General features: G+C 70.5%; 28 protein-coding genes and 1 pseudogene. 11 read left to right on the plus strand and 18 right to left on the minus strand.

Going from position 1 to position 25,860, the window contains the following annotated elements:
• The first annotated feature begins 100 nt into the window (after nt 1–100).
• Nucleotides 101–793 (plus strand): DUF4097 family beta strand repeat-containing protein, encoded by a 693-nt coding sequence (locus AB0J76_RS09975; RefSeq protein ID WP_352321597.1) that lies wholly within the window; start codon nt 101–103, stop codon nt 791–793.
• A gap of 40 nt (nt 794–833) precedes the next feature.
• Here the strand turns inward: AB0J76_RS09975 and AB0J76_RS09980 are convergent, their stop codons facing one another.
• A complete protein-coding gene (locus tag AB0J76_RS09980; protein ID WP_364389252.1) occupies nt 834–1,481 on the minus strand; it encodes a hypothetical protein in 648 nt (215 codons plus the stop codon).
• Between the two features lie 488 nt (nt 1,482–1,969).
• Here AB0J76_RS09980 and AB0J76_RS09985 point away from each other — a divergent pair, with 488 nt between their 5' ends.
• The 4 genes and pseudogenes from AB0J76_RS09985 to AB0J76_RS10000 all read left to right on the plus strand — a co-directional run bounded on the left by AB0J76_RS09985 (nt 1,970) and on the right by AB0J76_RS10000 (nt 3,596).
• Nucleotides 1,970–2,206, plus strand: coding sequence for a hypothetical protein (locus AB0J76_RS09985; RefSeq protein WP_352321601.1), 237 nt, complete (start codon nt 1,970–1,972; stop codon nt 2,204–2,206).
• A 367-nt stretch (nt 2,207–2,573) separates the two neighbouring features.
• Entirely contained in the window at nt 2,574–3,032 is a 459-nt protein-coding gene (locus tag AB0J76_RS09990) for a hypothetical protein (RefSeq protein ID WP_352321603.1), read from the plus strand.
• A gap of 218 nt (nt 3,033–3,250) precedes the next feature.
• Nucleotides 3,251–3,331: pseudogene (locus AB0J76_RS09995) on the plus strand (hypothetical protein); the annotation flags it as partial.
• A 49-nt stretch (nt 3,332–3,380) separates the two neighbouring features.
• The gene (locus AB0J76_RS10000) at nt 3,381–3,596 is read left to right on the plus strand and encodes a GNAT family N-acetyltransferase (RefSeq protein ID WP_352321605.1); all 216 of its coding nucleotides are present in this window, start codon (nt 3,381–3,383) and stop codon (nt 3,594–3,596) included.
• On the opposite strand, the gene AB0J76_RS10005 is transcribed toward AB0J76_RS10000, so the two are convergent.
• Nucleotides 3,581–4,093, minus strand: coding sequence for a DUF4240 domain-containing protein (locus tag AB0J76_RS10005; RefSeq protein ID WP_352321659.1), 513 nt, complete (start codon nt 4,091–4,093; stop codon nt 3,581–3,583). The genes AB0J76_RS10000 and AB0J76_RS10005 overlap by 16 nt on opposite strands.
• A gap of 3 nt (nt 4,094–4,096) precedes the next feature.
• Nucleotides 4,097–4,753, minus strand: coding sequence for a DNA alkylation repair protein (locus AB0J76_RS10010; protein WP_352321661.1), 657 nt, complete (start codon nt 4,751–4,753; stop codon nt 4,097–4,099).
• A gap of 105 nt (nt 4,754–4,858) precedes the next feature.
• Here AB0J76_RS10010 and AB0J76_RS10015 point away from each other — a divergent pair, with 105 nt between their 5' ends.
• On the plus strand, nt 4,859–5,518 hold the full coding sequence (locus tag AB0J76_RS10015) for a hypothetical protein (protein ID WP_352321607.1): 660 nt from the start codon (nt 4,859–4,861) through the stop codon (nt 5,516–5,518).
• 257 nt (nt 5,519–5,775) lie between these two features.
• Here AB0J76_RS10015 and AB0J76_RS10020 read toward each other — a convergent pair whose 3' ends face one another.
• Entirely contained in the window at nt 5,776–6,939 is a 1,164-nt protein-coding gene (locus AB0J76_RS10020; protein WP_352321609.1) for an acyl-CoA dehydrogenase family protein, read from the minus strand.
• A gap of 123 nt (nt 6,940–7,062) precedes the next feature.
• On the opposite strand from AB0J76_RS10020, the gene AB0J76_RS10025 reads away from it, so the two are divergent.
• Nucleotides 7,063–8,376, plus strand: coding sequence for a UDP-glucose/GDP-mannose dehydrogenase family protein (locus tag AB0J76_RS10025; protein WP_352321611.1), 1,314 nt, complete (start codon nt 7,063–7,065; stop codon nt 8,374–8,376).
• A 184-nt stretch (nt 8,377–8,560) separates the two neighbouring features.
• Here AB0J76_RS10025 and purE read toward each other — a convergent pair whose 3' ends face one another.
• From purE to AB0J76_RS10040, 3 genes are read right to left on the minus strand one after another with little or no spacing between them, the layout of a single operon-like run.
• A complete protein-coding gene (purE, locus tag AB0J76_RS10030; RefSeq protein ID WP_352321612.1) occupies nt 8,561–9,073 on the minus strand; it encodes a 5-(carboxyamino)imidazole ribonucleotide mutase in 513 nt (170 codons plus the stop codon).
• A complete protein-coding gene (locus tag AB0J76_RS10035) occupies nt 9,070–10,218 on the minus strand; it encodes a 5-(carboxyamino)imidazole ribonucleotide synthase (RefSeq protein ID WP_352321613.1) in 1,149 nt (382 codons plus the stop codon). The genes purE and AB0J76_RS10035 overlap by 4 nt, the downstream gene beginning before the upstream one ends.
• A 42-nt stretch (nt 10,219–10,260) precedes the next feature.
• Nucleotides 10,261–11,034: a hypothetical protein gene (locus AB0J76_RS10040; protein WP_352321615.1), complete on the minus strand. Its 774-nt coding sequence runs from the start codon at nt 11,032–11,034 to the stop codon at nt 10,261–10,263.
• A 227-nt stretch (nt 11,035–11,261) separates the two neighbouring features.
• Here AB0J76_RS10040 and AB0J76_RS10045 point away from each other — a divergent pair, with 227 nt between their 5' ends.
• The gene (locus AB0J76_RS10045; RefSeq protein WP_352321617.1) at nt 11,262–11,738 is read left to right on the plus strand and encodes a GtrA family protein; all 477 of its coding nucleotides are present in this window, start codon (nt 11,262–11,264) and stop codon (nt 11,736–11,738) included.
• Here the strand turns inward: AB0J76_RS10045 and AB0J76_RS10050 are convergent.
• From AB0J76_RS10050 to AB0J76_RS10095, 10 genes are all read right to left on the minus strand, one after another.
• Nucleotides 11,722–12,999 (minus strand): ATP-binding protein, encoded by a 1,278-nt coding sequence (locus tag AB0J76_RS10050; protein WP_352321619.1) that lies wholly within the window; start codon nt 12,997–12,999, stop codon nt 11,722–11,724. The two genes, AB0J76_RS10045 and AB0J76_RS10050, sit on opposite strands and share 17 nt — an antisense overlap.
• 4 nt (nt 13,000–13,003) lie before the next feature.
• Nucleotides 13,004–13,672 (minus strand): response regulator transcription factor, encoded by a 669-nt coding sequence (locus tag AB0J76_RS10055; RefSeq protein ID WP_043620820.1) that lies wholly within the window; start codon nt 13,670–13,672, stop codon nt 13,004–13,006.
• Nucleotides 13,673–13,939: 267 nt separating this feature from the next.
• On the minus strand, nt 13,940–14,479 hold the full coding sequence (locus AB0J76_RS10060) for a hypothetical protein (protein ID WP_352321622.1): 540 nt from the start codon (nt 14,477–14,479) through the stop codon (nt 13,940–13,942).
• Between the two features lie 138 nt (nt 14,480–14,617).
• The gene (gene bfr / locus AB0J76_RS10065) at nt 14,618–15,103 is read right to left on the minus strand and encodes a bacterioferritin (RefSeq protein ID WP_352321624.1); all 486 of its coding nucleotides are present in this window, start codon (nt 15,101–15,103) and stop codon (nt 14,618–14,620) included.
• 25 nt (nt 15,104–15,128) lie between these two features.
• On the minus strand, nt 15,129–15,305 hold the full coding sequence (locus AB0J76_RS10070; RefSeq protein ID WP_125632481.1) for a (2Fe-2S)-binding protein: 177 nt from the start codon (nt 15,303–15,305) through the stop codon (nt 15,129–15,131).
• 121 nt (nt 15,306–15,426) lie between these two features.
• Nucleotides 15,427–16,047, minus strand: coding sequence for an MBL fold metallo-hydrolase (locus AB0J76_RS10075; protein WP_352321626.1), 621 nt, complete (start codon nt 16,045–16,047; stop codon nt 15,427–15,429).
• The gene (locus AB0J76_RS10080) at nt 16,047–17,132 is read right to left on the minus strand and encodes an S-(hydroxymethyl)mycothiol dehydrogenase (RefSeq protein WP_352321628.1); all 1,086 of its coding nucleotides are present in this window, start codon (nt 17,130–17,132) and stop codon (nt 16,047–16,049) included. Before AB0J76_RS10080 ends, AB0J76_RS10075 begins: the two co-directional genes overlap by 1 nt.
• A gap of 15 nt (nt 17,133–17,147) precedes the next feature.
• A complete protein-coding gene (locus AB0J76_RS10085) occupies nt 17,148–18,065 on the minus strand; it encodes an adenylate/guanylate cyclase domain-containing protein (RefSeq protein WP_352321663.1) in 918 nt (305 codons plus the stop codon).
• Between the two features lie 84 nt (nt 18,066–18,149).
• Nucleotides 18,150–18,668 carry a PH domain-containing protein gene (locus tag AB0J76_RS10090; RefSeq protein ID WP_352321630.1) on the minus strand — a complete coding sequence of 173 codons (519 nt, stop codon included), beginning with the start codon at nt 18,666–18,668 and terminating at the stop codon, nt 18,150–18,152.
• A gap of 57 nt (nt 18,669–18,725) precedes the next feature.
• Nucleotides 18,726–19,547, minus strand: coding sequence for a biotin--[acetyl-CoA-carboxylase] ligase (locus AB0J76_RS10095; RefSeq protein ID WP_352321632.1), 822 nt, complete (start codon nt 19,545–19,547; stop codon nt 18,726–18,728).
• An 85-nt stretch (nt 19,548–19,632) separates the two neighbouring features.
• On the opposite strand from AB0J76_RS10095, the gene AB0J76_RS10100 reads away from it, so the two are divergent.
• Together AB0J76_RS10100 and fdhD are read left to right on the plus strand one after the other, a co-directional pair.
• The gene (locus tag AB0J76_RS10100; RefSeq protein WP_352321634.1) at nt 19,633–21,837 is read left to right on the plus strand and encodes an FdhF/YdeP family oxidoreductase; all 2,205 of its coding nucleotides are present in this window, start codon (nt 19,633–19,635) and stop codon (nt 21,835–21,837) included.
• Nucleotides 21,834–22,706, plus strand: a complete 873-nt coding sequence (gene fdhD / locus AB0J76_RS10105) for a formate dehydrogenase accessory sulfurtransferase FdhD (RefSeq protein ID WP_352321636.1) — start codon at nt 21,834–21,836, stop codon at nt 22,704–22,706. The genes AB0J76_RS10100 and fdhD overlap by 4 nt, the downstream gene beginning before the upstream one ends.
• Before the next feature lie 73 nt (nt 22,707–22,779).
• Here the strand turns inward: fdhD and AB0J76_RS10110 are convergent, their stop codons facing one another.
• The gene (locus AB0J76_RS10110) at nt 22,780–24,579 is read right to left on the minus strand and encodes a hypothetical protein (RefSeq protein WP_352321637.1); all 1,800 of its coding nucleotides are present in this window, start codon (nt 24,577–24,579) and stop codon (nt 22,780–22,782) included.
• A 161-nt stretch (nt 24,580–24,740) separates the two neighbouring features.
• Between AB0J76_RS10110 and AB0J76_RS10115 the strand changes: the two genes are divergently transcribed.
• A complete protein-coding gene (locus AB0J76_RS10115) occupies nt 24,741–25,820 on the plus strand; it encodes an epoxide hydrolase family protein (RefSeq protein WP_352321638.1) in 1,080 nt (359 codons plus the stop codon).
• Nucleotides 25,821–25,860 lie beyond the last annotated feature (40 nt).

The following is a 25,860-nucleotide window of genomic DNA, read 5'->3' on the forward strand; positions in this document are numbered from 1 at the left end:
GTTCCTATGGCCGAATGGCGGAGGGCCATCGGTCGAACGGCCGATGGGCCTTCGCCGCCGCTTCGCCACGATCGTTTCCATGAGGCTTTTGCTGGTAATCGTGGCAATTCTGGCGGTCACCGGGTGCAGCGTGCGCTTCGACAGCGATGAGGTGCCCGCCGTCCGGACGTTCCCGTTCACGGGGGCCGAACTGAAGATCTCGTCGTCGCTGGGCGGGGTGCGGGTGCTGCCCGCCACCAGCCCGGCCGTCGAGGTGCGGCGCTGGACGCGCGGCAAGGCGTCCACCAGCCCCTCTTGGTCGCTGCGCGACGGCGTGCTGCGGCTCAGCGCCGACTGCACCCTCATCGTCGGCGACTGCGGCGCGCGCTACCACGTGCTGGTCCCGGCCGGGGTGCGGCTGACGGTCGACTCCCCCGACGGCGTCATCCTGAACGGCCTCACCCAGGACGTCGACGTCTCCAGCGGCGACCGCATCGAGGTCAAGGACACCTCGGGCAAGCTGCGCCTGCTGACCGACTCGGGCACGATCGAGGGCGAGGGGCTGCGGTCGTCCAGCGTGCGCGGACGCACCCTGGACGGCTCGATCTCCCTGGCCTTCGCCGCGCCGCCCGCGGACCTTGACGTGAAGGCGCGCGAGGGCGGCGTGACCGTCCGCGTGCCGAAGGACTCCTACCAGGTGAAGGTCGAGAGCCAGGACGGCTCCGCGCACTCCGACATCAAGAGCACGAAGTCCAGCTCCAGGACCATCCTCGCGCGCAGCACGTACGGAAACGTACGCGTCCTGACCCGCTGACCTGCCGCTCCCCGCCGACCGTGCTGGTGTTTCCGAGGCGTCAGCCGACCTCCGCCTCCTGCCGCGCCTCCACCGTCCGCACGGACGTCTCCGCCTGCCGCACGGCCTTCCAGAAGTACGTCGAGCTGGGCTTGCCCGCCTCGGCGTACTTCTCGGCCAGCGCCCTGGCCATCATCACCAGCCGGCGGCCGCGGAGCTGGAAGCCCGCCGCCTCCGGCACCGCGCCGAGCGCCCGGTGGTTCCAGTACGTGGCCAGCCGCCGCCAGTGCTCGGCCTCCTTCCCACCCGCGCCGCACGCCTCGCAGGCCAGCAGGACGGCCAGTTCGTGGGCGGCCCTGGCATCACCCCTCTCCGCCGATCGCAGCCGGAACATGCCCAGACGTCCCCAATGCAGCGGAACCCGCAGCTCCGTGGGCGAGGGCCGCCAGGACGACTGCTCGCCGGGGGCGGGCTCCAGGACGTCCCCGCCGGTCCGGGCGGCGGCCGGCGACTCGTTCCGGCGTCGCGCGGCCTCCCCCGCTTCGGCCTTGGCGGCCTGCCACAGGGCGCTGAACTCGGCGGTCAGCTCCTCCACGGACTCGATGGGCATGCCGGACTTCACCGCGATCACCTGACACACCTCGACGATGGTCCGCATCAGCATGAAATCCGGCACTTTCTGCGACCTGCCGTTCAGCAGGTCGGACACCGTGGACTTCGGCAACGGCCGGCGCCATCTGTTTCGTTCGGGGTCTTCGGCCAAAAGGGCGAGTGCGACTTTTTCGATCCGTTTCAGCGAGGGGTTTCCGCATTCGATTTCACGCAATCTGTTCAGACGTGTCACGAGCAGAGCAAGGTGATCTTCGCCTTGATCGACATCCTTCATGAGCCGCCCCGGTTCGGACACCGTTGTCCGGTTTAAGAGTGGAAGTGGCATTTCGAGAAGAGGGGCAGGCGCCACCCTCTCGTTGCGTTGAGATAAGCAGCCATAGTGCCATAAGTCGGTCTTGTCGGTGTGCCAGGCGCATCACACACATCCGTCCCTTCAGCCCTACTCGGCCGAATCCATCCGATGTCGTCCGAATACGTCCGAGGCAAGCGCGATCATGGCCGGAACGATCAATTGTGCGGACGTGCCCCCGAGTCCCGCTGGTACTCCTACGTCAACGAACAAGCCCGTACGGCAAGGGGACACGAATGAGCAAGGCAACCCTCATCTGGTCGGCGGTCAGCGGCGCCCTGCTCGCGCTGCTCGTCGGTGTCGTCGCCGGCCTGCTCGCCACCGGGAACGGCAGCACGGTCGCGGGCGCCATCATGGCGGGCGCGACGGCCTCCGGCGGCTTCGCGGCGCTCTGGATCACCGGCACCTCGGCCGTGCACACCTGGCTGAACTCCCAGAAGCCCGAGACCCCCTCACAGGACACCAGCGACTGACCCGCAACCCGCACACCACCGCACCCCCGGCACGTTCTGCAACCGCACACCCCTGCACCCGCACCCGTTCCCGCTCCCACATCCGCAGGGACGGCGAAGGCACCAAGGGCCGGTCGGAGACCCCGCACCGGTCCACACCTCCCCTGACCACACCACACCTCACCTGACCGCCGCACCTCCCCTGACCACACCTCCCCTATCCGCGCCTCCCCCCGAGCCCGTTGCGCACCTGCCCGCTCGGAGCCTGCCCGCTCGGAGCCTGCCCGCTCGGAGCCTGCCCGCTCGGAGCCTGCCCGCCGACGGCGGCGGGTTACGCTGGCGACCGTCCTGCACCCATTTGTCGCGAAGTCAGCACCCGGAGGCGCCCATGGCGATGCCCAGGAAGGGCTCGCGGCTCATCACGGTCGACGGCACCGCCTTCCGCTGGCGGGTCAGCCACCGACCCGCCTTCGGCGACGGCACTTCCGCGGCCCCGCTCACCTTCGTCGTCGAACACGACGAGACCCCCGGCCGCGTCCTGCTCGTGTCACTCCCCTGCGCCCGGCCGGACAACTGGCAAGGAGCCCGGACGATCGCGGTCCGCCCGCCGCTCGTCGCCGCATGTGTCCGCCGCGCCCTCGAACAGGGCTGGACCCCCGCGCGACCGGGCCCCCGGTTCACCCTCGCCGTCACCGAGGACGACCTGACCGAACTCCTGGGCAGCCCGCCCGCCTACCTGGTCCCCTTCCTCTGGGGCATGATGCCGGAAGGCGGCACCATCAGGGACCTCCCCCGCGCCAGGCAGATCTGGAGCCGCGAAAACACCGGCACCGACCGCACGCCGTAACACGGCGTCCTCAGGCCGCAAATCCCGTTGCCTGTCCCACCGTCGGCGGACAGGGTTGGAATATGGTCGAACTACGCATCCTGGAGCCCGACGACTGGCCGCTCTGGCGCGAACTACGGCTGGCCGCGCTCGCCGACGCCGAACCCGCCTTCGGTTCCACGCCGGCCGACTGGCAGGGCGACGGCGACCGCGAGGAACGCTGGCGGGCCCGCCTGGCGATGCACGGCTCGCACAACGTCGTCGCCTTCCTCGACGGACGCCCGGCCGGGATGGCCGGCGGTGTCCCGACCGAGACGGCGGACAGCGTCGAGCTGGTGTCCATGTGGGTGAGCCCGTCCGCCCGCGGCCGTGGAGTCGGACACCGCCTTGATCCGCGAGATCGAAAGATGGGCCACGCGGCGGGGGGCCGGGACCCTGCGACTTTCCGTCAAACCCGGCAACGCCCCGGCCATCGCGCTTTACACGCGTCACGATTTCCGGGACGCCGAAGAGATCTCCGCCCTGGACCAGCGCGGATCCCGGGTGATGACGAAACTTCTCCCCGCCCTTCACAATCCTCGATGACGCGCTATACGCGGCAACCTCCGCACCAATTCTCCGAGGTCTTCGAAATCCCATTGCTCACCCTCCGGAACACCGCCGAGCGCGGGAACCAAAGGGAAACTGCCGAAAACACCGCGCCCACGAACGGCCTCGTACAGGCCCACGCCCTCTGAGCCGGTGATTCTCTCGTAGGCTTCGCACGCGACGGAGGCCAGCTGCTCGAAATCCGGCCCCTCCTCCTCAAGACGACGCAGCATGTCCCGCGAGCGAGCCTTCTTCGAGCCGGAATATGCCCTCTTGAGATCCAGGTGACGTAACACCTGAGGCAGTTCGATGAGCAGGTCGGGGCAGTCGGCGACCTTCGCGAACGATTCACGCCCAAGGCTGATGAGCCAGCTCACGAAGTATTCGAAACCGTCCAGCGAACCACTGCCGAACACGAACCAATGGGCGGCATACAAATCGATGCTGCAACCGCGCCCCTGAACGCCCGTCCACAGGCACTGAAAGTCGACCAGCTTCTAGGGAGCCGCCGTGCCGCCCTGCTCCCGGCGTACCATCTCCGCGATCCACACCGGCGCGAACGGCGACGTGCACCCCGAGGACGTCGGATAGTCCTTGAGCACCTCCAGGCGCTCACCGATGTCGATCGCGCGGGCGCGGTGCTCGGCGTGCTCGATCCCGATGTGAGCCAGGCAGTTGTTCATCTCCCACTGCAGGCGGTCGGGGGCGTCCTTCATCTCCGCCTCGATGACGTCGAGCAGCCCCACCAGGTCGAGCCCCTCGGGCTTCTTCGCCACGCGTTCGACGGTCAACGCCCACCCGGCGCTCGCGACCAGCGGATCGGGATCGGCCGACCAGGCGACCCGCAGCTCTTCGGCGTACGGGCTCTTCTTCACCACGTAGTTCACGAGCCAGTCGCGCACCTTGGGCGTACGCGCCTGGCGCACCATGGCGTCCAGCTCGTCCCGCTCGAACGCCTTCGGACGGCAGACCAGCATCGCCAGCAACCTCGCCGCGGTGTCGCCCGTCTCCCACAGGCCGCGGGCGAGTTCCTGCTGCGTCTTCAGCCGCTTGGCGAGGGCACGCAGCTTGCCGAGGTTCACGCCGTGATCGTCGCCGTGTCTCTCGTTCACCGCGCGCGCCTTGGGATCCTCCAGCGCGGCCAGCTCGGCCATCACCTCGGTCAACGTCACCCTGACCACCTCCTCAGAAGCAGCTCCAGCCTAAACGCGTCGTGACGTACCTTGGTGTGTCGCCGTGACCGAGCGGACAGGGGCTGCATGGAACAGGACAAGGCTTCGAGGTGGGACGGCGTCACTCTGCGGTCGAGCTACAAGGACCATCTGCTCGAAGGACGCGACGAACTGGCCGACGCCGCACGTGACGGCACCTGGCCCACAGTCTTCAAGCTGCTCGAAGACTATGCCGAATGGGTCAACGGCGGCAGAATCGGCGGCACCAGCGGATATGCCCCGCTCCACCAGGCCGCCTGGCACGGCGCCGACGTCAGCGTCGTGCACCGGCTGATCGCCCGCGGCGCCTGGCGCACGCTGCGCACGGCTCAAGGAGAACGGGCGATCGACATCGCCACCCGCCGGGGACACCATCACCTCCTGACGCCACTCACCCCCGTCATCCACCACCACCTGCCGGCCGAAACCCTGGGATCGATCCAGCGCCACTTCCACGCGCTGATCCACGAACGCGCCGGCGACCTGGTCACCGAGCACCAGCTACGCCTTCCAGAACTGGAACCGCTGACCGAGCAACGTCACCCGGCCTGCTGGTTCGCCGTCCCCGGCATGTACGGCGGCTTCAGCTACCGACTGGAGCGAGCCCGGCTGACCGTGGAAAGCTGGTGCCGCGTCGTCGGAGGCTCGGGCCAGCGGCACCTCATCGACGAACACGGCACCCGTCTCATCGCCGAAGGCTTCGTCTGACCAACACGAAGTAGCGAAAAAGACTCCTCAGTCCGCATCCGGACATGGTCGACAACGCCCAGTGAGCCGGCTACTGCAATTCCAGACCACCTGAACGCGAGACAGCGGACGTCGTCGGCGGCTTCCAAACTGACGCATCGACGGAGAGCGGCTTGTTCACCTCGGGAGGCTGCGCCGCCCAAGGTGAACAGCCGACCGCCGTGTACGAAGCGCCTTTGTTGTGAAGACCGCGCTTCTGAGCCCCACGCCTCGGATGCCTACTTGAGGAGCTGGCGGGCCATCACCATGCGCTGGATCTGGTTCGTCCCCTCGTAGATCTGGGTGATCTTGGCGTCGCGCATCATGCGTTCCACCGGGAAGTCCTTCGTGTACCCGTACCCGCCCAGGAGCTGGACCGCGTCCGTGGTGATCTCCATGGCGGCGTCCGAGGCGGCGCACTTGGCGGCGCTCGACAGGAACGTCAGGTCCTTCTGCGGCTGGCCGTGCATCGCCAGCTCGCTCTTGGCGGCGGCGCGGTAGGTCAGCTGCCTGGCCGCCTCCAGCTTCATCGCCATGTCGGCGATCATGAACTGCAGGCCCTGGAAGTCGCCGATCGGACGGCCGAACTGCTTGCGCTCCTTGACGTAGCCGATCGCGTAGTCGAGGGCGCCCTGGGCGATGCCCAGCGCCTGGGCGGCGATGGTGACGCGGGTGTGGTCGAGGGTGGCGAGGGCCGTCTTGAAGCCGGTGCCGGGCTCGCCGATCATGCGGGACGCCGGGATGCGGACGTTCTCCAGGATCACCTGGCGGGTCGGCGAGGCCTTGATGCCGAGCTTCTTCTCCTTCGGCCCGAAGGAGACCCCTTCGTCGGACTTCTCCACCACGAAGGCGGAGATGCCGCGGGCCCCGGCGGACGGGTCCGTCACGGCCATCAGGGTGTAGTACTCGGAGACGCCGGCATTGGTGATCCACATCTTGGTGCCGTTGAGCACGTAGTGGTCGCCGTCGAGGACCGCGCGGGTCTTCATGGCGGCGGCGTCGGAGCCCGCCTCCGGCTCGGACAGCGCGTACGAGAACATGGCCTCGCCCCTCGCCACCGGCGCCAGGTACCGCTGCTTGAGCTCCTCGGACGCCGAGAGCAGGAGCGGCACGGTGCCCAGCTTGTTCACGGCCGGGATGAGTGAGGACGACGCGCAGGCCCGCGCGACCTCCTCGATGACGATCACCGCGGCCAGCGCGTCCGCCCCGGCGCCCCCGTACTCCTCGGGAACGTGCACGGCGTGCAGGTCGGCGGCGACGAGGGCCTTGTAGACGTCCCAGGGGAACTCTTCGGACTCGTCGGCGGCCGCGGCCTGCGGCGCAATCTTCTCGTCGGCCAGGGCGCGGACCGTCTCCCTGAGCATGTCGTGCTCTTCGGCGGGCGCATAGAGAGGGAAGCTCATGCCTAGATACTAGGACGTCCGAGCACTTTGTTACCAGCTAGTACGGTTTGCGAACAGACGCAGGTGGCACGAAGGAGGTAGCGAAGGCCGGTAGCATGCCTGGCGATCGAAAGGAGCTCGCTCGTGCCATATCGCCTCACGGTGATCGGGACCGGATACCTGGGCATCACGCATGCGGCCTGCATGGCGGATCTCGGATTCGAAGTCCTTGGCCTCGACATTGACGCGGACAAGATCCGCCGGCTGAACGACGGTGAGCTCCCCATCCACGAGCCCGGGCTGGAACCCGTGCTCCGCCGTGGGCTCGACTCCGGACGTCTTCGCTTCACCAGCTCCTACGAAGAGGTCGCGGCCTTCGGCGACGTGCACTTCGTCTGCGTCGGCACCCCGCAGAAGAAGGGCGAGTACGCCGCGGACGTGTCGTACATGGACAGCGCCATCGAGTCGCTCGCGCCGCTTCTCGACCGGGAGTGCCTGGTCGTCGGCAAGTCCACCGTGCCGGTCGGCACCGCCGAGCGCATGGCCGACAAGCTCGCCCGCCTGTCGCCGGCGGGCGTCGGCGTCGAGCTGGCGTGGAATCCCGAGTTCCTGCGCGAGGGCTTCGCGGTCGAGGACACCCTCCACCCCGACCGCATCGTGCTCGGCGTGCGCTCCGAGCGGGCCGAGAAGGTGCTGCGCGACGTGTACGCGCCGCTCGGGGAGGTCCCGTTCGTGGTGACCGACTTCGCGACGTCGGAGCTGGTCAAGACGGCGGCCAACGCCTTCCTCGCCACCAAGATCTCCTTCATCAACGCCATGGCCGAGGTCTGCGAGGCCGCGCACGCCGACGTCAAGCAGCTGTCCGAGGCGCTGTCGTACGACGACCGCATCGGCGGGCGCTTCCTCAACGCCGGGCTCGGCTTCGGCGGCGGCTGCCTGCCCAAGGACATCAGGGCCTTCATGGCACGGGCCGGCGAGCTGGGCGCCGACCAGGCGCTGACGTTCCTGCGCGAGGTCGACGCGATCAACATGCGCCGCCGCGCCCGCATGGTCGACCTGGCCAGGGAGCTGGCGGGCGGCTCGTTCCACGGGTGCACGGTCGGCGTGCTGGGCGCGGCCTTCAAGCCGAACTCGGACGACATTCGCGACTCCCCCGCCCTGGACGTCGCCGTGACGATCGGCCACCAGGGCGGACAGGTCACCGTCTACGACCCGATCGCGCTCGACAACGCTCGTAAGGCTCACCCGGAGCTGAACTACGGCGAGTCGGCCGTCGAGGCGGTCCGCGGGGCGCACGTGGTGCTGCTGCTGACGGAGTGGAAAGAGTTCCTGGAGCTCGATCCGGAGGAGCTGGGCGCGGTGGTCGCGACCCGGCGCATCGTCGACGGCCGCAACGCGCTCAACTCCGAGGTGTGGCGCTCGGCCGGTTGGCACTACCGGGCACTCGGCCGCCCGTAACCCCGCCGCGACACCTCTCCGCGCGCCCGGGCCCCCTCACCACGGGGAACCGGGCGCCCGGAACCCTCACCGCGGGAACGGACGCCCGGAACCCCTCACGACGGGCAACCCGGGCGCCCGGGAAAGAGCCGACCAGGCGCCCGGAAAGACACCATTGGCCCCTGAACGGCCCTGAGTTGCCTGCTCAGAGCCCCGCGGCCTCCGCGCGCAGCTTCTCCCCCTTGGCGTACGCCTGCTCCTTGAGACGCCCCTGGAACTCCTCCATGCGCTCACGCAGCCCGGCGTCGGACGCCCCCAGGATGCGGACGGCCAGCAGCCCCGCGTTGCGCGCGCCCCCGACCGCCACCGTGGCCACCGGCACCCCGGCCGGCATCTGGACGATCGACAGCAGGGAGTCCATCCCGTCGAGGTACTTCAGCGGCACCGGCACCCCGATCACCGGCAGCGGCGTCACCGAGGCCAGCATGCCGGGCAGGTGCGCCGCCCCGCCGGCGCCCGCGATGATCACCCGGATGCCGCGGGAGGCTGCCTGCCGGCCGTATTCGATCATCTCGACCGGCATGCGGTGGGCCGAGACGACGTCGGCCTCGAACGACACCCCGAACTCCGCCACGGCCTCGGCCGCGGCCTTCATCACGGGCCAGTCGGAATCCGACCCCATGACGATCCCGATCTTCACGCCGCCTCCGTCTGTCATGCGTACTCCCCGGTCATGAGGTAGACGGCGGCGTGGCGGGCGCGGGCGCGGACCTTGTCGAGGTCGGCGCCCAGGGCCGTGACGTGGCCGATCTTGCGGCCCGGACGCACTTCCTTGCCGTAGAAGTGCAGCTTGATGCCGGGGTCGTGGGCCAGCACGTGCTCGTAGCGCTTGAACAGGTCGGGGTCGTCGCCGCCCAGCAGGTTGGCCATGACGACGACCGGGGCGGTCATCGCGGGCGAGCCGAGCGGCAGGTCGAGCACGGCCCGCAGGTGCTGCTCGAACTGGGACGTGGTGGAGCCCTCGATCGTCCAGTGGCCGCTGTTGTGGGGGCGCATGGCCAGCTCGTTCACCACGAGGCCGTCGGCGGTCTGGAACAGCTCCACCGCCAGCAGCCCGGTCACGCCCAGCTCGTGGGCGATCTTCAGGCCGATGCGCTGGGCGACGGCGGCCTCCTCCGGGTCCATGCCGGGGGCGGGGGCGAGCACCTCGACGCAGATGCCGTCCTGCTGCACGGTCTCCACGACCGGGTAGCTGACGCCCTGCCCGTGGGGCGAGCGCGCCACCAGCACCGCGAGCTCCCGCTCGAACGGCACGAACGCCTCGGCCATCAGCTCGACGCCGGTGGCGAACGCCTCGGCCACGTCGTCGGGGGTGCGGCAGACCCACACGCCGCGCCCGTCGTAGCCGCCGCGCACCGATTTCAGCACGACCGGCCAGCCGTGCTCGTCGGCGAACGCCGCGACGTCCGCCGCCGAGGCGACCCGGGCCCAGGCCGGGCAGGGCACGCCGATGGCGGTCAGCCGTTCGCGCATGACGGCCTTGTCCTGGGCGTGCACGAGCGCGTCGGCGCCCGGGTGCACGGCGTGGCCGTCGGCGATCAGGGCTTTGATGTGCTCGGTGGGCACGTGCTCGTGGTCGAACGTGATCGCGTCGCAGCCCTGGGCGAACGCCCGCAGGTCGGCCAGATCGCGGTAGTCTCCGACGTGGGTGTCGACGATCACTCGTGCGGCGCTCTCGCCGGGGGCGGCGGCCAGCACCCGCAGCTCGATCCCGAGCGCGATGGCCGGCGGCTGCGTCATCCGGGCGAGCTGACCGGCGCCGACGATGCCGACGACCGGCCCGATGGGACTGTAGGAACTCACGTGAGGTGAGCTTACCGGGACGGAACGACTGCCTCGCCGTTGTCAACTCGCGCGTGCCCGGCGCAGCCCGAGCGTCCTGATCCGGCTGCCCGTGCCGAGCAGGCTGGCCATGACCACCAGGTCCGTGCGCCCACCTTGGTACGCCAGCCGCAGGGCGTCGAACACCAGGACGGAACCGGCGGCCACCGGGATCGCGAGGGTGCGCGTGCCGAACAGCTCGACGTCGGCGCGGTTCGCGGTGACGTCCTTGAGCAGCCCGCGCAGCGGATCCCCCGCCGGGAAACGTTCGCCCGCCACCCCGGCCGGGTCGGTGAGGTACGTCAGATGCCGCTGCGGCACCAGCCGGGCCTGCCTGACCAGCGACTCCGGCGCCTCGGCGGCCTCCCGCGCCGGCTCGCTGGGCACCGGGACCGGGCCCGCGCCCAGCCGCCAGCGGCCGTCCTCCAGGAAGAACAGGTAGTACGCGGGCGAGGGCTCGCGGGCCAGCGCGGCGAACCAGTCGCCCGCGTCGGGCAGCACGTAGACGGGGTCGGCGGGACGGGCTGGACGGCCGTTCCGGGTCGCCTGGCAGGCACGGCCGTCCAGCGTCCGCTCCGCCCACGTGGTCAGCTCCCGTACGGCGGCGCAGTCCCGCCGCTGCCAGGCCCCGTCGAGCTGCCTGAGCAGCGAGAACGCCTGCTCGGCGGTCGCCGGGTCGACCCGTGGCGCGGCTGCCGGGGCAGGCGTGCGGTCCTCCTGGAGCACCGGGGCGCCGCCGGTCGCGCCACAGCCCGCGGTGAGCAGGGCCAGGATCAACGCGAGCAGTCGAAGCGGCACAGGTGGCTCCCGGGAGGGCGGCCGTCTGGAGCGGCAGGTCCGACATCGCGGGCGGGCCCGCGATCTGAACGGCAGCGTAATGCCGATCTTTCAGAAATGCCGCCCATAAGGCGATATTTCTAGAAGTGGTCTTTGCGGGGCATGTTCGGCCCCCTGACACCGGCCGTACGACATCGCCGGTACGCTGAGGTGGTCAGTCTCGACGAGGGAAAGGACCGAGCGCGGACGTGGAGTTTGCCAAGCGCCTCTACCAGCGGTTCGAGTCCCTGGTTCACGAACTGGCCAAATTCGGGAGCATCGGGGCCGTCGCCTTTCTGCTCGACACGGGTGTCTACAACCTCTTCCTGCTCGGCTTCGAGTGGGGCCCCCTCACCTCCAAGGTGCTCGCCACCACGCTCTCGGCGACCTTCGCCTACCTGGGCAACCGCTTCTGGACCTTCCGCCACCGCGAGCAGAGCGGCCTCGGCCGCGAATACTTCCTGTTCTTCCTGCTCAACGGCGTCGCCCTGCTGTTCGGCCTGCTGGTGATCGGCTTCACCAAGTACACCCTCCACCTGCACGACGGCCTGAGCCTGAACATCGCCAACTTCGCCGGCGTCGGCCTCGGCACGCTGTTCCGCTACTGGTCGTACAAGAAGTGGGTGTTCCTGGAGGCCACCGAGCCGATCCCGGTGGAGCTGCCCGAGATCAGGCAGGACCGCTGACCACGCGGTTCCTGCTGTCCTCCTCGGCCGGGCGCAGGAAGATGGCGAACGTCGCCGGCCGGCGACGCACCAGTTCCAGCCGTCCGCCGTCGGCGGCGGCCAGCGCGCGGGCGAGGGTGAGCCCGAGGCCGGTGCCGCCGCCCCCGCTGACGTTGCGTTCGAAGATCTTGGGTGCGATCTCGTCGGCGATGCCGGGGCCCTCGTCGGCGACCTCGATCACGATGTAGTTGTCGCCGCAGGTGCTGGTGACGGTGACCGTGCCGCCGCCGTGGCGCAGGGAGTTCTCCAGCAGCGAGGCGATGACCTGGCCGAAGCCGCCGGTGGTGGCCATGGCCTTCAGGCCACGGGTGCCGTCGAGGTGCAGCGTGCGGCCCGCCTCGCGGAAGACCGGCTCCCACTCGGTGACCTGCTGGATGAGCACCTCGTCGATGGCGACGGGCTCGGCCTGGGCGTGGCGCTGGCGGCGGGCCGCCGCGAGCAGCTCGTCGATCACCGCGGTCAGGCGCTCGGCCTGCACGATGGCCGCCTCGCCCTCCTCCCGGACGACCTCCGGCTCGTTCGAGGCGGCGACGATCTCCTCCAGGCGCATGGTCAGGCCGGTCAGGGGCGTGCGGAGCTGATGGGAGGCGTCGGTGGCGAACTCGCGTTCGCGGGTGAGCAGGTCGGAGATGCGGGTGGCGCTGCGGTCGAGCACCTGGGCCACGCGGTCCAGCTCGGGGATGCCGTAGCGGTGCTTGCTGGGCCGCGCGTCGCCCGACCCCAGCCGCTCGGCGATCTTCGCCAGGTCCTGCAGGGGCAGCGTCAGCCTGCGCGACTGTACGACGGCCAGGCTCACGGCCACCGCGAGCGCCGCGACGGCCAGCGCCACGATCAGCAGCAGCCTGGCCCGGACGTCGCGCTCGACCTGATCCCGGTCACGACTTATCCGGACGTAGACCCCGGTGTTGGTCTGGGCGTCCTCGGTCATCAGGTGACCCGACGCCGGCGCGGTGCCGACGACGGTCACCCGCAGAGGGGTTCCGCGTTCCCAGATCTGGATGTACCTGCCCGGGTACTTCTGCTCCAGTTGTTGCGGGTCGAGCGGGGTCTCCTGGACCCGGGCGTACTCGACCTCGCCCACGAGACGTTTGGCTTCCGCCCCGAGCTCCTGAGCCGCCTCGTCGACGATCAGACGGCTGACCACGACGCCCAGGGGGACCCCCAGCAACAGGACCGCGATGACCGCGACGACCAGTGTGGAGGAGAGCAGTCGACGGCGCATGCGCCTACTCGCGTTCGAACCGGAAGCCGACTCCCCGGACGGTCGTGATGTATCGGGGCTTGGCGGCATCGTCGCCGAGTTTGCGGCGCAGCCAGGAGATGTGCATGTCGAGGGTCTTGGTCGAACCCCACCAGTTGGTGTCCCACACCTCGCGCATGATCTGCTCCCGGGTGACGACCTTGCCGGCGTCGCGGACCAGCACGCGCAGCAGGTCGAACTCCTTGGTCGTCAGGTGCAGCTCCTTCTCCCCCATCCAGGCGCGGCGGGAGTCGGCGTCGATGCGGACCCCCTGCACGACCGGCGTCTCGGAGGTGCCGCGGCGCAGCAGCGCACGCACCCGGGCGAGCAGCTCGGCCAGCCGGAACGGCTTGGTCACGTAGTCGTCGGCGCCGGCGTCGAGGCCGACGACGGTGTCCACCTCGTCCACGCGGGCCGTGAGTATCAGAACCGGGGTGCCGTGCCCCTCGGCACGGATCCGGCGGGCGACCTCCAGGCCGTCCATCTCTGGCAGCCCGAGGTCGAGAACGATGAGGTCGATGCCGCCCGACAGGGCCCTCTCCAGGGCCTGCGGGCCGTCGGGGCTCACCTCTACCTGATAGCCCTCGCGGCGTAGCGCACGCGCGAGTGGCTCGGAGATCGAGGTGTCATCCTCGGCGAGAAGTACGCAGGTCATGAAGCGATCGTAGGACCTTAGGCGATCGTTTCCCGGGCACAGCGCGCGGTTTGACTTGTCGTTGACCTATCCATTGACCTGGGCAAACGAAGCTAAATAAGGGTTAGTCGTGATTAAATTACCGCGATTATCGAGGGGAAAACACAAAGCGCTCCAGGCTTTCCCATCACACCACGTACGCCCGCATCCTCGGGACGCGTCGCGCCCGGCGCGGCGCCCGGAGCGTGATACCCCGAGCCGGGCGCCGGAATGCCTGGAACGTGCCGTTCAGAGCCAGCTCGACCGGACGGAGGCGGCCGGGCCGCCGGCCGGGGCGGTGCCGAGCTCGCCGGCGCGTACCCGGTCGAGCAGGCGGCGGACGGTGTCGACGATCTCGGGGGCGGTCTCCCGCAGGCTCGCCGCGTCGCCGGGGCCGACCTCGGCGGGATCGACGCCCGACTGCCGCAGCACGCCGTCGAGGTCGGCCAGCCGCTCCCCCAGCCACTTCAGCGGCTCGGCCGACAGCTCCTCGTCGAACACCCGCCGGTCGGGCTCCCAGCCGCTGGAGCCGGGGTGGTGGTGCGTACGGTCGAAGCTGCCCGGCGTGCCGTCGACCGACTCCAGCAGGTCGACCCGCCAGATGAGCTGATCGACGACGATCGGACGGGCCGAGTAGATCGACCCCTTGAGCTCGCCCGGCGCGAGCCTGCGGATCTCCAGGCGCACGCCGTGCTCGGCGCCCTCTTGGTGCTCTCCCGGGTCGGGGTCGACGAAGTACAGGTCGCCGACGGCCACGCCGATGCGCTCGAAGCCGAAGAGATAGAGCATGGAGACCACTCCCTCACAGGTGTCCTGGGCTCGCCTCCCCCAGTATCCGTCAGGCCGCCGCGGGCGGCCCGCGGGCGGCGGGAACGACGACGGCCCCGCTGCCCGGGCGGGCGGCGGGGCCGGAGAGAGCGAGGGGCTCTAGTCGTCGACGGAGCTGGGCTCGGCGTAGCGGGCGAGGTAGAGCTGCTCGCCCAGGCTGCGCATCAGGCCCAGCTCGGTCTCGAGGTAGTCGATGTGCTCCTCCTCGTCCTCGAGGATGTCCTCGAAGATGCGGGCGGAGGTGATGTCGCCCTTCTCCCTCATCAGCTGGATCGCCGGGCGCAGCCGTTCGACCACCGCCAGCTCGACCTCAAGGTCGGCCTTGAGCTGCTCCTCCACGGTCTGGCCGATGTGCAGCGTGCCGAGGCGCTGGTAGTTGGGCAGCCCTTCGAGGAACAGGATGCGGTCGGTCAGCCGTTCGGCGTGGCGCATCTCCTCGAAGGACTCGTCGCGCGTGTGCTTGGCCAGCTTGGTGTATCCCCAGTTCTCCTGCATCTTCGCGTGCAGGAAGTACTGGTTGATCGCCGTGAGCTCGGCGGTCAGCTGTTCGTTGAGGAGTTCGATGATCTGCTTGTCGCCCTGCATGAACGGGCCCCTCGTCGCGGTGCGGCTATGCGGTCGTCAGTTCTTCGGACTGCTTCAGGATCGCACAGATCTTCCGTACACAACGGGCACAGTCCCCACCCGCCCCAGTGGTGTCGCGAATCTGTTTCGCGCTCTTCGCCCCGGAGGCGATGCAGTCGTGGACCTCGTTCTCGGTCACAGCACGACAAATGCACACATACATCCGGGGACAGGCCTCTCAAGCGAGCAGGAAGGGGACGCCTTTAGGTTAGGCACACCTAAGATAGCTCACTTCGGTAAGGCTTGCCTATGTTAGAGGCGTCACATTCACCTGACCCCGCAGGTCAGTGGCCCCTCGCCCGCCACTCCTCCAGGTGCGGCGCCTCCGCCCCGATGGACGTGGAGTCGCCGTGGCCCGTGTGCACGACCGTCTCGGGCGGCAGGGACAGCAGCCGCCCGGCGATCGACTCGATGATCGTGTCGAACGACGAGTACGACCGCCCGGTGGCCCCCGGCCCGCCCTTGAACAGCGTGTCGCCGCTGAACAGCACGCCCGCGTCGGGAGCGTGCAGGCAGACCGCGCCCGGCGAGTGGCCCGGCGTGTGCAGCACCTCCAGCGCCACCCCGCCCACCGTGATCTTCTCGCCGTCGGCCAGTGGCGTGTACGCCACCTCCGGCCCGTACACCTGCTCCCAGAGCACCTGGTCGGCCGGGTGCAGCAGGATCGGCGCGCCGGTCAGCTCGGCCAGCCGGGCGGCGGCGTTGACGTGGTCGTTGTGGGCGTGGGTGCACACGATGGCCTTGACCTGGCGGCCGCCGGCCCGCGCGGCGATGGCATCGGCGTCGTGCGCGGCGTCGATGATCACGACCTCGCGCGCGTCGCCGACCAGCCAGACGTTGTTGTCGACCTCCCACGTGCCGCCGTCGAGCGAGAACGTGCCGGAGGTGATGACGCGGTCGATCATCAGAGCACCACCACCGAGCGCAGCACCTCGCCGCGGTGCATCTTGGCGAACGCCTCCTCGACCTGGTCGAGCCCGATCGTCTCGGTGACGAACCGGTCGAGCGGCAGCCGGTTCTGCAGGAACAGGTCGATCAGCATCGGGAAGTCCCGCGAGGGCAGGCAGTCGCCGTACCAGGACGACTTCAGCGCGCCGCCACGGCCGAACACGTCGAGCAGCGGCAGCTCCAGCCGCATCTCCGGCGTCGGCACGCCCACCAGGACGACCGTGCCGGCCAGGTCGCGGGCGTAGAACGCCTGCTCGTACGTCTCCGGCCGGCCGACCGCCTCGATCACCACGTCGGCGCCGAACCCGCCGGTCAGGTCGCGGATCGCCTCGACCGGGTCGTTCTCCCGCGAGTTGACGGTGTGCGTCGCGCCGAACCCGCGGGCCCACTCCAGCTTGCGGTCGTCGACGTCGACGGCGATGATCCGGGACGCCCCGGCCAGCGACGCCCCCAGGATCGCCGCGTCGCCGACCCCGCCGCAGCCGATCACGGCCACGCTGTCGCCGCGCGTCACGCCGCCGGTGTTGATCGCCGCGCCGATGCCGGCCATCACGCCGCAGCCCAGCAGGCCCGCGACCTGGGCCGGCGCCTCGGCCGACACCTTCGTGCACTGCCCTGCCGCCACCAGCGTCTTCTCCAGGAACGCGCCGATGCCGAGCGCGGGCGACAGCTCGGTGCCGTCCTTGAGCGTCATCTTCTGGGAGGCGTTGTGGGTGGCGAAGCAGTACCAGGGCCGGCCGCGCAGGCAGGCGCGGCACTGGCCGCACACCGCGCGCCAGTTGAGGATCACGAAGTCGCCGGGCGCCAGCCCGGTGACGCCCTCGCCGACGGCCTCGACCGTGCCCGCGGCCTCGTGGCCCAGCAGGAAGGGGAAGTCGTCGTTGATCCCGCCCTCGCGATAGTGCAGGTCGGTGTGGCAGACCCCGCAGGCCTGCACGTTCACCACCGCCTCGCCCGGCCCGGGGTCGGGGACGACCACCGTCTCCAGCGAAACTTCCTGGCCCTTACCGCGGGCGATCACGCCCTGCACTTCGTACGGCATGGCAGCCATCTTGTGTCAGGAGGATGATCTCCGCAAGACATAGGGCTGGACCACGCCGAGCCCTCTTGCGGGCCGCCTCCTGATCTTGTGCACCGCGACCCCGTCCGGCGCTCCGGCCAGGCCCTCGGCCAGCTCGGAGTCGACCAGGATCGTGCCCGGCCGGGCGATGGCCGTGAGCCGGGCGGCCAGGTTGACGGTGGTGCCGAACACGTCGCCCATCATGGGCACGACCGGCCCGTACGCCATGCCGATGCGCAGCTCCAGGCTGTCGGCGAGGTCGAGGGCGATCGCCGCGGCCTGGGCCGGGGCGGGCGCGGTGAACAGCACCTCGTCGCCGAGCGTCTTGACCAGCCGCGCGCCGTGCGCGGCTACCACGTCGGCGGCGCGCGACTCGAAGCCCTCGACCAGCGAGGCCAGCGCCCGCTCGTCCAGCTCGCGCGAGCGGCGGGTGAAGGAGACCAGGTCGGCGAAGCCGACGGCGATCGACACGCGGACCGGTCCCCGCTCGTCCTGGTCGTCGGCGACGGCCAGCAGCCGGGTGCCGGCGGCGGCGAGCTGGGCCCGCCAGACGTGCACCAGCAGGTGCTCGAAGTCGGGCAGGAGGGCCTTGGCCGTGTCGAGGACGCCGTTCAGGTCGGCGTCGGTGCGCGAGTCGGGGACCATCGTGCCGATCACGATCTCGGCCTGCCACTGCGCCAGCCTGGCGGTGGTCTGCCCGAGCGCGCGGGCCATGCGGATGACGGTCTGCTCGTCGAGCAGGCCGCCGTCGATCAGGTTGCGCACCCGGCGCAGCGCGGCCACGTCGGCGTCGCTGAACGCCACGGCGTCGTCGGGGAACTGGGCGAAGCCGAGCGCCCGCCAGATGCGCTGGGCGAGCTCCTGCGACACCCCGGCCCCGGCCGCGACCTGCGCGCGGGTGTGGCGGGCCGGCATGCCGACGAGCGTGCGCTCGATCTGCTCGGCGGTCGGCCTGCCGGGCGGTTGGGTGGCGTTCACGATCAGCAGGCTACGCCAACCTCAGCGGCCGTCGATCTCTCCGTCGGACGCGTCCTCGACCAGCTTGAACAGGTCCATGCGGACGTCCTGGATGCGCGGGATGTCGCGCAGGACGATCTGCCCCCGCTCGCCCGCGGACTCGACGGTCAGCGTGCCGCAGCCGAGCATGCGCTCCATGAACGTCTGGTCGGAGCTGACGGTGTTGACCTTGGCCATCGGGATCTCGTCGGTGGACTTGTTGAGCACGCCCATGCTGATCGTGAACCGGTGGGTCGTCAGGACGTAGCCCGTGTTCTTCCACCGCAGGTAGGGCACGAACGAGAAGATCGTCAGCAGGATCACGGCGATGACGACGACGGCGATCCTGCCGTAGGAGGTGACGCTCTCCCCCCACGCGGTGGGGAAGAAGTAGAGCGCCGCACCCGCTGCCGCGGCGATGAGGATCAGCGCGAAGAACGGGCCGACAAGGCGCTTCCAGTGGGGATGGAAGGATCGGACGCGCTGCTCACCCTGCGTCAGATGGTGGTCGGGAAGGGTCATGCCGCACATGCTGCCACCAACCCGGCCGAGCGGCTACGCCCCGGCTCATCGGGCGGCTCATCGGGCGGCCCGCACGTGCACGACGTCTCCGGCGCCCAGCGTGTAGCGCTCGCCGCCGGACTCCACCTGGAGGTGGCCGGACCCGTCGATGCCGGTGGCCCGCCCGGTCAGCACCTGCTCGCCCGGCAGCTCCACCCGGACGTCGCGGCCGACCGTGGCGCTGGCGGCGAGGTAGGCGGCGCGCAGCCCGGCGACCTCGGCGTCGCCGCCGGCCGCCTCCCACTCGCGGTAGTGGCTCTCGACCTCGCGCAGCACGGCCCGCAGCAGCGGATCGCGGTCGAGGCAGGCCGCCTTCTCCATGGCCAGGGAGGTGGCCGTCTCGACCGGGGCCTCCTCCGCGCGCAGGGAGACGTTGAGCCCCATGCCGATGACGACGGCGTCGTCGACCCGCTCGGCCAGCACCCCGGCCAGCTTGCGCTCGCCCACCAGCAGGTCGTTGGGCCACTTCAGGCGCACGTCGACCTCGGCCAGCCGGCGCACGGCCGAGGCGGCGGCCACGCCGTACAGCAGCGGCAGCCACCCCTGGGTCGGCACCGGCGTCGTGGGCCTGAGCAGGACGGAGAACGTCAGCCCCGACCGCGGCGGCGCCGACCAGGCGCGGTCGAGCCGGCCCCGGCCGGCGACCTGCGACTCGGCCACCAGCACCCGGCCCTGCTCGGCCCCGGCCTGGGCGGCCAGGGCCAGGTCGGCGTTGGTCGAGCCGGTGGTCTCGACGACGGTGACGCCGGTCCACAGGGCGCCCGGACGCACCAGCGCGCGGTTGAGCGCGGCCTCCGAGAGCGGCGGACGGTCGAGGTCGGAGAAGCGCGAGGAGGCCATCCCCCTATCTTGGCCGAACCCGCGCCGAGGTCGTCGCACCGCACCGGCTGGTCTCGAAGTCCGTATGAGGGGTAAAGATGGGGGGATGAGCAGACGTCCTGACCCTCGCAACTGGGCTTCGTGGCGGCCCTTCGGCCTCGGGTTGCGCAAGCCGAACAACTACCTGGAGCTGTGGAAGGCGTTCAGGTCGGTCAAGGGGAACAGGCGTTACGCCTGGCGCATACTCAACCAGGGCACCTGCGACGGCTGCGCGCTCGGCACGCACGGCATGCGCGACTGGACGATGGACGAGATCCACCTGTGCAACATCAGGTTGCGCCTGCTGCCGCTGAACACCATGCCCGCGCTCGACGTGTCGCTGCTGCGCGACGTCTCCGGGCTGGCCGGGCGCAAGAGCGCGGAGCTGCGGGAGCTGGGGCGGCTGCCGTACCCGATGGTGCGGCGGGCCGGCGAGCCCGGCTTCACCCGCATCACGTGGGACGAGGCGCTGCGGGTGGCGGCCGAACGGCTGCGCGGCGCGCGCTTCGGCACGTACCTGACCAGCCGCGGGGTGCCCAACGAGAACTACTACGCGGCGCAGAAGGCGGTGCGGGCGCTCGGCACGAACAACGTCGACAACGCCGCCCGCATCTGCCACTCGCCCTCGACGGTCGCGCTCAAGCAGACCATCGGCGCGGCGGCCACGACCTGCTCCTACACCGACTGGATCGGCTCGGACCTGATCGTCTTCATCGGCTCGAACCCGTCGAACAACCAGCCGGTCGCGATGAAGTACCTCTACCACGCCAAGAAGGCCGGCACCCGGATCGCCATGGTCAACGCCTACCGCGAGCCGGGCATGGACAAGTACTGGGTGCCCTCCAACGCCGAGTCCGCGCTGTTCGGCACGAAGATCACCGACGAGTTCTTCGGCGTGAACGTCGGCGGCGACATCGGCTTCCTCAACGGCGTGCTCAAGCACCTCATCGAGAACGACTGGGTGGACAAGGCGTTCGTGAGCGGGCGCACGTCCGGGTTCGAGGAGGCGCGCAAGGCCGTCGAGGCCCAGTCGTGGGCCGAGCTCGAAGCGCTCTCGGGGGCGACCAAGGAGCAGATGTTCCGGCTGGCCGAGCTGCTCGGCCGGGCGCGCTCGGCGGTGCTGGTCTGGTCGATGGGCATCACCCAGCACACCTACGGCGAGGACAACGTCAGGGCGATCGTCAACCTGGCGCTCGCGCGCGGCTTCATCGGGCGCGACAAGTGCGGGCTGATGCCGATCCGGGGGCACAGCGGGGTGCAGGGCGGAGCCGAGATGGGCGCGTACGCGACCGGCTTCCCCGGCGGCCTGCCGATCACGTCCGCCAATGCCGCCAAGTTCACCGACCTGTGGGGCTTCCAGGTGCCCGACACGGCCGGGCTGACCGCGACCGACATGATCGACGCGGCCCACCGGGGCGAGCTCGACGCGCTCGTCTCCTCCGGCGGCAACTTCCTGGAGGTGCTGCCCGACCCGGCCTACTGCCGCGAGGCGCTGTCCAGGCTGGGGCTGCGGGTGCACATCGACATCGTGCTGTCCTCGCAGATGCTCGTGCCGGGCGAGGGCGACGTGCTGCTGCTGCCCGCCCAGACGCGTTACGAGATGGTCGGCGGCGTGACCGAGACCTCCACCGAGCGGCGGATCATCTTCTCGCCCGAGGTCGAGGGGCCGCGCGTGGGCGAGGCCTGGCCGGAGTGGAAGATCTTCTCCGAGCTTGCCGCCCGTACCCGTCCGGAGATAGCCGACCATGTGCGGTTCACCGGCACTCCGCAGATCCGTGCGGAGATCGAGCAGGTCGTGCCGTTCTACCAGGGCATCTCCGGGTTGCGGAAGTTCGGGGACAACGTCCAGTACGGCGGCCGCCACCTCTTCGCCGACGGCCGCTTCCAGACGCCCGACGGGCTGGCCGTCTTCTCGGTGGTCGAGCCGCCCGCCCTTGAGCGCCCCGACGGCACGTTCAAGGTCGCGACCAGGCGCGGCAAGCAGTTCAACAGCATGGTCCACGAGCGGCTCGACGGCTTCAACGGCGCCGCCCGCGAGGCCGTGCTGATGAGCCCGTACGACGCCGACCGGCTCGGGCTGGCCGACGGCGCGCCGGTCGAGCTGCGCGCGGGCGAGCGCTCCTACCAGGGCAAGGTGCTGCGCGCCCCGCTGATGCCGGGCAACCTGCAGATCCACTGGCCGGAGGGGAACGTCCTGCTCGACGAGGCCCGGCGCTCGCCACAGGCGCGCATCCCCGACTACAACGCGCTCGTCACCGTGCGGCCGCTGTGAAGGCGCGTCCCGGGCCCACCACACGCGTCCGCATCAGGGAGCTGGCCGGCTCCGGAGCCCGCGACCGGCGCGACGACCTGGCCACGGAGGAGCCGCTGGAGATCCGCCTCACCGGCGGCGACGGCGCCCGCAAGACGGTCGCCATCACCATGCGCACGCCGGGGCACGACTTCGAGCTGGCCGCCGGGTTCCTGAGCGGCGAGGGCCTGGCCGGGCCGGACGACATCGCGGCCATCGCGTACTGCACGGACGACGACCTGCCGCCCGAGGCCCGCTACAACACCGTCACCGTCCGCCTGCACGGCCCGGTGCCCGACCTGCCGGCGCTCGACCGGCACTTCCTCACCTCCAGCGCGTGCGGCGTGTGCGGCTCGGCCGGCCTCGACGCGCTGCACGGCCGGTGCAAGCCGATCCCCAGAGGCTCGCTCGAACTCACCCCCGAGGTCCTCTACGGCCTGCCGGGCGCGCTGCGCGAGGCCCAGGGCGTGTTCGGCAAGACCGGCGGGCTGCACGCGGCGGGCCTGTTCTCGGCGACGGGCACGCTGCTGGCCTTGCGCGAGGACGTCGGCCGGCACAACGCCGTGGACAAGCTGGTCGGCTGGGCGGCGCTGGCGGGCCGGCTGCCGCTGGCCGAGCACGTGCTCATGGTCAGCGGCAGGGCCAGCTACGAGATCATGCAGAAGGCGCTGGCGGCCGGCGTCCCGGCGGTCTGCGCGGTGTCGGCGCCCTCGTCCCTGGCCGTCGATCTGGCCAGGGAGTTCGGGTTGACGCTGGTGGGGTTCCTGCGCGGCGAGCGCTGCAACGTCTACGCCGGGCAGGAGCGGGTCGTCACGTCCTGGTCAGCGGCAGACCACGCGCTGGATCCGTGAGCGACTACGTGTCGAGCTGCGCCGCCGAGCAGCGCGGCGCCCGGCAGTCCGGGTCGGATGTGCCTTGTGAGGCCTATTCGCAGGTCACCGGATAGGTGCCTTCGATGGATGGCTTGTTGTGGTTCAGCACCTCCAGCCGGACCACGCCGGAGGTCTTCGTGTCCCGGCTCCAGTTGGCCGCCTGCACCTGGAGCAGACCGCCGGAGTTGGTCTTGTACGTGGCCGGCTCCGTGGGCCTGCCGTCGATGACCCAGCGCCAGGTGATCTCGGTGTCCGGCGCGGCGCGGAAGGCGCCGTGGGCGGTCACGTACGGGGCCTCGGCGCAGTCGCCGAAGTAGTGGACCGGGCGGAACTCGCTGATCCGCACCGTGCCCGGCGACGGGTCCACCGGCACGCAGGTCACCGTGTACGGCCGCTCCCTGACCAGCTTGTTGTGGTTCAGCACCTCGATGCGGATCACACCGCTTCCGCTGGCCTTCGGGGAGACGTAGAACAGGTCGCCGATCATCTGGGCCCTGCCGGGCTTGGCCTCCTGCGTCCTGACCGGGCCGGACTTGCCGTCCACGACGACGCGGTAGCGCACCTCGGCCTCGCGGTCGGTGGTGATCCGGGCGTCGGCCCGCATGCCGATGGAGCCGGTGCAGTCGCCCTGGTAGACGGGCGTCAGCAGGTAGGGGATGGCCAGCTTGGCGGGGTCGGGGTCGGTCGTGCAGGACAGGGCGAACGTGCGCTCGGCGGCCTGCGCCGCGGCGGGCTGGGTGGTCAGGGCCAGCTTGTGGGAGCCGGTCTTCGACTGGTCGAGGCTCCAGGCGGCGGTGACGTCCTGCGACCTGGGCTGGGTGCCGGCCGGGAAGCTGACGGTCTGGTGTTGCCACTCGGCGCCGTCGAGGGTCCACCAGTAGCCGACGCTGGCGGCCGGGCCCGCCGGGAGGGTGATGCGGCCGGTGGCCTGGTAGGCGATGGGCTCGTCGCAGTAGCCCGCGTAGTCGCCGGGCGTCAGGGCGCTGATCGCCGCCTGCGGCTGCTGCGCCGGGGGCTCGGCGGTCGTGGTCGGCTTGGGCGTCGGGGAGGTCGTCGGCGTCACGGTGGGCGTCGGGGTGGGCGTCGGGGTCGGCTTCGGGCCCGGCGTGACGCGGCAGGTCACCGCGTACGACGCCCGCGCGGAGTCGTGGCCGCCGGCGTTGAGGATCCGTACCGACTTCCAGCCCGCGGTGGAGGTGCCCACGGACAGCGGCAGCGTGACCTGCCTGCTGCGCGGGCCGCCGGCGGCGAAGTACAGCGACTCCACCGCGCCCTCGCCCGTGGCGCTGTCGATCCACTGGTAGCCGACCTTGGCGGGGGTGCGCGAGACCTGGATGGTCGCGGTGAACGTCACGGTCGTCGGGCAGCGGCCGTCCTGGCGGGGCGGGCTCGCCTGCACGTTCGCGGCCGCCTCCAGCGGCCCGTCCGGCCGGGCGGGCAGCGGGTTGACGACGTCGTACCGCTGCGGGGCTCCGGCGCAGGCGACGCGGAAGCGGGCCTTGGCCGACAAACCGCGCCGGCCGAGCACCTCGACGGCCTGCCAGCCGGTGGTGTCGCGGTCGAAGGTCTGGCGGTCCCTCACGACGACCTTGCGCGCGCCGTTGACGCGGAAGCTCCTGATGGCGCTCTTGCTGCGGTCACCGCGTACCCAGCGGTACCGCACGGTGCCCTTGCCCTTGGCGGCCACCGTGGCGGAGAAGGCCACGGTCGTGGGGCACTCGCCCGCCTGACCGGCGGGAACGGCCCTGACCCGGGTCACCGAGGTCGCCGGGGCGGCGGCGGCCTGGGCCGGAGGAGCGGCCAGCAGGCTGCCGAGCATCACCGCGCCCAGCAGCAAGGCTGTCCTTTTCATGAGGGGGTCCCTTTCTGCGCTGATCAAAGCCCCCATGCTGCTCAGTGATCCTTGGAAGTCACTTGGAGCCGCCTTGTGCAGATTGTGGAATGAAGCGTTCCGTTCTGCTATAGTTGGAACAGAACAAGCCGTTCCGCTTCGTCGGTCGAGAGGACCCCCTCATGAGCATCCGCCCGTTCCGCATCGAGATCTCCCAGGCCGACCTCGACGACCTGCGGGCCCGGCTCGCGCTGACCCGCTTCGCCGACGAGATCCCGGGCGCCGACCAGGGCGTGGGCGTCGACCGGGTCAAGCGCCTGGTGGCCCACTGGCAGTCCGGCTTCGACTGGCGCGCCCAGGAGGCCAGGCTCAACGCCTACCCGCAGTTCACGACGGAGATCGACGGGCAGAACATCCACTTCATCCACGTACGCTCCGACAACCCCGACGCTCTGCCGCTGATCCTCACCCACGGCTGGCCCGGCACCGTCGCCGAGTACCTCGACGCCATCGAGCCGCTGTCGCGCCACTTCCACGTGGTCGTCCCGTCGCTGCCCGGCTTCGGCTTCTCCGGCCCGACAAAGGAGCTCGGCTGGAACAACCGGCGCATCGCCGGGGCCTGGGCCGAGCTGATGGCCCGCCTGGGCTACGAGCGCTACGGCGCCGTCGGCAACGACGGCGGCTCGATGATCTCCCCCGAGCTGGGCCGGATCGACGCCGAGCACGTCGTCGGCGTGCACGTCACCCAGCTGTTCTCCTTCCCCTCAGGCGACCCGGCCGAGTTCGCCGGCCTGAGCGAGGAGGACCAGGCCGGGCTGGCCGTGCTCGACTGGTTCTGGAAGGAGAAGGGCGCGTTCAACGTCCTGCAGTCGCAGCAGCCGCAGACGCTCGCGCACGCCCTCGCCGACTCCCCCGCCGGGCTCGTCGGCTGGCTCGCCCAGCTCTTCGACGAGGACCTGGACGACGACTTCGTGCTGACCAACGCCTCGATCCACTGGTTCACCGGCACCGCCGGCTCGGCCCTGCGGCTCTACTGGGAGAACGCCCGCATGGAGCAGCCGCAGGAGCCGACGACCACCCCGACCGCGCTGGCCATGGGCGAGGGCGACTTCAAGTCGATCCGCCGCTTCGCCGAGCGCGACCACCACGGCATCGTCTCGTGGAAGACCCTGCCCGCCCCCGCCCGCGGCCACTACACCGCTCACACCGCCACGGAGGCGCTCACCTCCGACATCACGGCCTTCTTCGACAGCCTGCGCTGATTCCGCGCGCTTCGGACGGCCCGGCCCCCCGCCGGGCCGT

Origin of the sequence: Nonomuraea sp. NPDC049624 (genome assembly GCF_040675255.1) — a bacterium.
Classification (GTDB): domain Bacteria; phylum Actinomycetota; class Actinomycetes; order Streptosporangiales; family Streptosporangiaceae; genus Nonomuraea.

Bases quoted from the DNA above. Each gene is read 5' to 3' on its own strand.
- AB0J76_RS10060 (WP_352321622.1), bottom strand. From the start codon at position 14,479: ATGCTCTATCTCTTCGGCTTCGAGCGCATCGGCGTGGCCGTCGGCGAC.
- AB0J76_RS10095 (WP_352321632.1), bottom strand. From the start codon at position 19,547: ATGGCCTCCTCGCGCTTCTCCGACCTCGACCGTCCGCCGCTCTCGGAG.
- AB0J76_RS10115 (WP_352321638.1), top strand. From the start codon at position 24,741: ATGAGCATCCGCCCGTTCCGCATCGAGATCTCCCAGGCCGACCTCGAC.
- AB0J76_RS10075 (WP_352321626.1), bottom strand. From the start codon at position 16,047: ATGATCGACCGCGTCATCACCTCCGGCACGTTCTCGCTCGACGGCGGC.
- AB0J76_RS10110 (WP_352321637.1), bottom strand. From the start codon at position 24,579: ATGAAAAGGACAGCCTTGCTGCTGGGCGCGGTGATGCTCGGCAGCCTG.
- AB0J76_RS10080 (WP_352321628.1), bottom strand. From the start codon at position 17,132: ATGCCGTACGAAGTGCAGGGCGTGATCGCCCGCGGTAAGGGCCAGGAA.
- AB0J76_RS10015 (WP_352321607.1), top strand. From the start codon at position 4,859: ATGGAACAGGACAAGGCTTCGAGGTGGGACGGCGTCACTCTGCGGTCG.
- AB0J76_RS09990 (WP_352321603.1), top strand. From the start codon at position 2,574: ATGGCGATGCCCAGGAAGGGCTCGCGGCTCATCACGGTCGACGGCACC.
- AB0J76_RS10070 (WP_125632481.1), bottom strand. From the start codon at position 15,305: ATGTATGTGTGCATTTGTCGTGCTGTGACCGAGAACGAGGTCCACGAC.
- bfr (WP_352321624.1), bottom strand. From the start codon at position 15,103: ATGCAGGGCGACAAGCAGATCATCGAACTCCTCAACGAACAGCTGACC.
- AB0J76_RS10100 (WP_352321634.1), top strand. From the start codon at position 19,633: ATGAGCAGACGTCCTGACCCTCGCAACTGGGCTTCGTGGCGGCCCTTC.
- AB0J76_RS10010 (WP_352321661.1), bottom strand. From the start codon at position 4,753: ATGGCCGAGCTGGCCGCGCTGGAGGATCCCAAGGCGCGCGCGGTGAAC.
- AB0J76_RS10055 (WP_043620820.1), bottom strand. From the start codon at position 13,672: ATGACCTGCGTACTTCTCGCCGAGGATGACACCTCGATCTCCGAGCCA.
- AB0J76_RS10020 (WP_352321609.1), bottom strand. From the start codon at position 6,939: ATGAGCTTCCCTCTCTATGCGCCCGCCGAAGAGCACGACATGCTCAGG.
- AB0J76_RS10050 (WP_352321619.1), bottom strand. From the start codon at position 12,999: ATGCGCCGTCGACTGCTCTCCTCCACACTGGTCGTCGCGGTCATCGCG.
- purE (WP_352321612.1), bottom strand. From the start codon at position 9,073: ATGACAGACGGAGGCGGCGTGAAGATCGGGATCGTCATGGGGTCGGAT.
- AB0J76_RS10090 (WP_352321630.1), bottom strand. From the start codon at position 18,668: ATGACCCTTCCCGACCACCATCTGACGCAGGGTGAGCAGCGCGTCCGA.
- AB0J76_RS10085 (WP_352321663.1), bottom strand. From the start codon at position 18,065: ATGCCGGCCCGCCACACCCGCGCGCAGGTCGCGGCCGGGGCCGGGGTG.
- AB0J76_RS09985 (WP_352321601.1), top strand. From the start codon at position 1,970: ATGAGCAAGGCAACCCTCATCTGGTCGGCGGTCAGCGGCGCCCTGCTC.